7 protein-coding genes and 1 pseudogene are annotated in these 3,992 nt (G+C 57.7%); 3 read left to right on the top strand and 5 right to left on the bottom strand.

The genetic code is table 11. The features are described 5' to 3' along the window. The 3 genes and pseudogenes from GQ59_RS32255 to GQ59_RS30240 form a co-directional block, all read left to right on the top strand. A partial coding sequence (locus GQ59_RS32255; RefSeq protein ID WP_432762621.1) for a hypothetical protein occupies positions 1 to 412 on the top strand: 412 nt, incomplete at its 5' end. Further along, the gene (locus tag GQ59_RS30245; RefSeq protein WP_037088578.1) at positions 409 to 627 is read left to right on the top strand and encodes a hypothetical protein; all 219 of its coding nucleotides are present in this window, start codon (positions 409 to 411) and stop codon (positions 625 to 627) included. The genes GQ59_RS32255 and GQ59_RS30245, both read left to right, overlap by 4 nt. Before the next feature lie 149 nt (positions 628 to 776). Beyond that, positions 777 to 1,187: pseudogene (locus tag GQ59_RS30240) on the top strand (carboxylesterase family protein); the annotation flags it as partial. 126 nt (positions 1,188 to 1,313) lie between these two features. Here the strand turns inward: GQ59_RS30240 and GQ59_RS30235 are convergent. The 5 genes from GQ59_RS30235 to GQ59_RS32585 all read right to left on the bottom strand — a co-directional run. Next, on the bottom strand, positions 1,314 to 1,625 hold the full coding sequence (locus GQ59_RS30235) for a hypothetical protein (RefSeq protein ID WP_037088577.1): 312 nt from the start codon (positions 1,623 to 1,625) through the stop codon (positions 1,314 to 1,316). Positions 1,626 to 1,787: 162 nt separating this feature from the next. Next, positions 1,788 to 2,195 carry a hypothetical protein gene (locus tag GQ59_RS32250; RefSeq protein WP_152564525.1) on the bottom strand — a complete coding sequence of 136 codons (408 nt, stop codon included), beginning with the start codon at positions 2,193 to 2,195 and terminating at the stop codon, positions 1,788 to 1,790. Positions 2,196 to 2,835: 640 nt separating this feature from the next. Beyond that, positions 2,836 to 3,000 (bottom strand): hypothetical protein, encoded by a 165-nt coding sequence (locus tag GQ59_RS32465; protein ID WP_156376373.1) that lies wholly within the window; start codon positions 2,998 to 3,000, stop codon positions 2,836 to 2,838. Between the two features lie 141 nt (positions 3,001 to 3,141). Next, positions 3,142 to 3,624: a YgjV family protein gene (locus GQ59_RS30225; RefSeq protein WP_037088575.1), complete on the bottom strand. Its 483-nt coding sequence runs from the start codon at positions 3,622 to 3,624 to the stop codon at positions 3,142 to 3,144. A gap of 29 nt (positions 3,625 to 3,653) precedes the next feature. Further along, positions 3,654 to 3,992: DUF4440 domain-containing protein (locus tag GQ59_RS32585; protein ID WP_037088573.1), on the bottom strand; the 339-nt coding region annotated here is incomplete at its 5' end.

Raw genomic sequence — 3,992 nt, 5'->3', positions numbered from 1 at the left:
AGCTGGCAATGAAAGGCTTGCGACCAGATGTAGAAAGGTAAAGTTTCAGCAGGAGGAACTCCACGTGGAAGTCACCGTTTCAACAACGACAGAAACGCAGGAGATCAGCATGCCTGACAACAATGACAGAACAGGGGTAATCGCCTCCGCCAACAGCGTCGAGAGCTTGCCGACGAACGCCGGACCGTCTCGCGGCAACAACAACGATCCGAGCCGGGAACTGGCCGAGTTGCAGGCGGAGCTACGAGATTTACGGAGTGCCCTTCGACGCCCTCCGCTGGTGCCGTCGCCTACTGCCGCTGGCGCAGCACGCACCGTACGTGAAGAGGTCGAACACCAAATTCGCCTTCAGCCAATAGCGTCGGTAGCCTTGGCGGCAATCGTCGGCTTTGTTTATGGGATTGCAAGATGACCGGGCCATCAACAGAAGCCGCTCGTCTTGCTGAAGAATATCTTCGCCTTGGCGGCAAGCGTAAAGCCAAGCTTGATGACAACATTGTCGACACCAGGCTATGGGATGACGAACCAGACGAGGCCGCCGCTTTCTGGCGTGCCCAAATCGACAGTTTGCCGGAAAGCAAACGGCGAGAGGTCGAGACGAACCTCCCAAACATGAATCCAGGGTAAGGGCTATCGCGTTGTCGGCAGCATCATCGACTCCGATCTGGCCTTCTCGTCAGCTCGTCGGAGGCCGGGAAGGCAACCGAGGCAGCCGAAGTGTTCAGGTGAAGGTTCACATACGACAACGGGTTAACCGCTATAGAGGAGTTGAACGGATGACGCGAAGGATTTTGTCTACAGCTTTGGTCGCCGCGTTGGGGATGTGCACCCCCGGTGCGGCCCATGCTGATCAAGTGGCGATGACATCGACAGCTGCCGTGAAAAGCGACCTCAAGTATCTGATATACACGCCGAATGGATATGAGACATCCAACGACTCCTATCCTCTCGTTGTATGGCTACATGGAGGTGACCAAGGTGGCGGCGACATCGAGAAGGTTAAATCCAGCGGATTGCCGAAATTGATCGACGACGGCAAGCAGTTCCCGTTCCTCGTCTTCTCGCCTCAGAACCCGAGCGAAGAACTGCTCTATCCCCTCGAGAAGGTAGAAGCGGCACTTGAGGAGATCATCTCAAAGTACCGGGTTGACCGCTCCCGTATCTACGTCGTCGGCTACAGTCGGGGATTAACCCAAGGCAGGCCCAAATGATAAGCGGACTGGCCTTTGAAGGTCAGCCCTGCCGTGTCGCGGTGAATTCGGTCCCACGAAAAAGGCCGACACATCGTCGGCCTTTACTTCATTGATCAAGGTTCAGCAGTTTGAAGACTGACCGTTGGTGTTGGTGCCAGCGGCGCCTTCAACAGCTGTGGAGGCCTGGCCGTCCTTATTCGGCGTCGTTGCGGAGCCCTTGGTTGCCAGATTGGGAGCGCAATTGGTACGCGTCGAATTGGTGACGGTATTGTCGGTCTTCTGCGGCGGGTGCATCGGACCAGGATCGGGCTTACCAGAGTCGGTGGACTGGTTTTGCTGGTTGCCCGAACTGGGGTTCGATGCCGATTGCGCAAAAGCGACACCGGTAGCGAGACCGATAGAGACGAGCGAGACCGAAATAATCTTCAGCATGAATTTCCTCCTGATTGTTGGCGGCTTTGCCAGTGCTCCCAACCTCAGTCAGAGAGTTTTGTTCCAAGCTTAATGCGACCGTGGAAAATCCGTCTCACCGATGACCGTGATCGTTCAGAGTTGCGCATTTGTTCAAGTAACGTTCGCTCAGAAAGCGAGTTATTAATCACGCAAAATCGCATGCTTGGGAACGGCGCGCGGCGGACGGTGCCGCGGGTCTGCCCAATCGTCAAACGTTCGGCGGACGCCGGCTCGAGAGGAAGAGGAAAAAACCCACGGCGAGAAGCAGCGCGGCGCCAAATACAATGAAGATAGGGGGCAGTCGGTGCCGTAGTCCCAAGGTGAAGGGTCGGGGCTGGCTGTCTCCGAATCATGGCGACTTCGTTTCCTGAATGGGTGGTGATCAGTTTCGTGAATGAGCTGCGCGAGGTAGTGCGCGACCCGGTGCGGCCGGTTCAGCCCCAGCCCCAGCCCGAACTTTTCGAGCGCGACCAGGACAGAGTTCATGTTACCTTCGTTGACACGCGATTTTGCAGCCGCGCGGATCTGCGCGGCAGTGATGACGCTCATAGGAACTTCCTTTGTGGTGGAGTGATGTTTTGTTGCGGGTCCGGTGGGAGGAACCTTAGAAGCCCAAGGCTGTTAGCTACCAAAATGGAGTTGGCTAAATGGCAAATTACGTATGGCTTTTTCTCGTTGCAGGCGGCGCCGCTATATTGGGCAGCGTTCTCGCGTTCGGCATGATCAAACAGAACGGGGAACGGTCCATCGCTGCAATTGCGGGCGCATTCGTAGTGGCGGGCCTCGCCCTAATCTTGGGCTTATACGTCTCATCAGCCCCAACCGCTCCCCAAGTGTCGTCCGACCCTCAGGCATCGGAAATCAGTCGTCCAGCCCGACAGTCCGATCAGAACGCTCTTCCAGGACTACAGCAACCCAACCGTTGACAGTAGCCGTCGGAGTCGGAGGCGGATCTGCATCTGCGCGACCGACTATGCTAAGAGGCCGAACCTAATTTCGGGGGATGACTTATCTCAGGTTGCCTGTAATGTCCTCGCCGCCAAGAGACTGTTGAGGCTCGAACGGGGGACCGGCGAGCCCTCTCTTTTTCTGAACCTGTTGTTCTGCATCGGGTTGAGGGCCTGCATTACGGCGGACCGATGCAGGCCCTTGCAGGGCAAGTTTGTGTTCTTCGAGTTTGGCGACACGACTATGGCCAGTAGCCCGGATTCGTGGCGAAGTCAGTCGGGATCGGGTCCATGTCCTTCAACGCCCGAGCAGCACGGATATGGCCTTCCTTGTGGGCCATCGCCGCCGTGCCGAGAACAGCAATTCCAAAAGGGCCGGCGCTGATATCAAGGTTGGGTGTCGCCATGGTGCGGGGCCGTCGTCCCGCAGAATAGACCGAGGCAGGCCCTTGCAGCGACACCGGCGGCTAGATGTTTGATCCCAGATCTTGATGGGGTATGCTTAAACAGCTGATCCCGTGAAATTACGCCGCTAGCTCGCAATGAAATCAAGCTCTTCGAGGTTCCGCTCGATGTCGCCATTTCATCGCCTCGTCTCGGGGCCACTGGTTCGCTATCATGATCGCATGGCAGGGAGTTAGACGGTGCCGAGGCTCACTCAGGTGCGACCGTCGACGGCGGGCGTATGTCGGCGGCCGACGGATCTGCATCACCACCCGTTGCGAAATTTCTCGGCAGCCTACCTGTTTTGCCTCCGTCACCTCCGCCGCCTCCCGCTGGGTCTCTTGATGTTGTTTCCTCGGCGCGCCTTCAATCATCTTCATGAGAAAAGGGTTCAAGATCGGGTTCGGCAGGAGTGCCGCCTCCATGAATATCAACGGTGGACTGCCGATCATGGTGCCATAGACGGCGAAGCATAGGCTACTCGCTTTCGCCATCACGCGAAGCTGAACCATGCGATGCGTCAGGTAGGTTATTACGGTCAGGAAGCTGCCGGCAAAACCGACGATCTCGATCCACGAATCCATCATGAGAATCTCCGCTAGACTCACGCCGCCGGTTATTCGCCGCGCGCCAGCGCCGCGGCTCTTTCCAGGCCGATTGGCCGCGCGAGGGGATCGGCGTGGCGGTGGACTAGCCGCCAGTACGAGCCCTCGCGGCGATAGACCTGGGTGACGCGCAGCGACCAGTCCTGATCCGGCAGACCATAGACTTCACCGTGCTGGCGCTCCACGAACGCTAGGACCACCAGATCGTTGGAGACATAGCTGGTCACCATCTCTAGCTTCGCGTCGCCGTTTCGGAAGGAACGTGCCAGCTCGGCGAGATGCGCCGGACTGCCATCGAAGCCTTGGGTTGGTGGGCCTCCAAACGGCTGCATCAAGGTGAAGTCGTCCGA

Source organism: Neorhizobium vignae (genome assembly GCF_000732195.1).
GTDB classification, from domain to species: Bacteria; Pseudomonadota; Alphaproteobacteria; order Rhizobiales; family Rhizobiaceae; genus Neorhizobium; species Neorhizobium vignae.
Note: the sequence above shows the minus strand (reverse complement) of the source record. Positions and strands in the feature narration are given on the sequence as shown.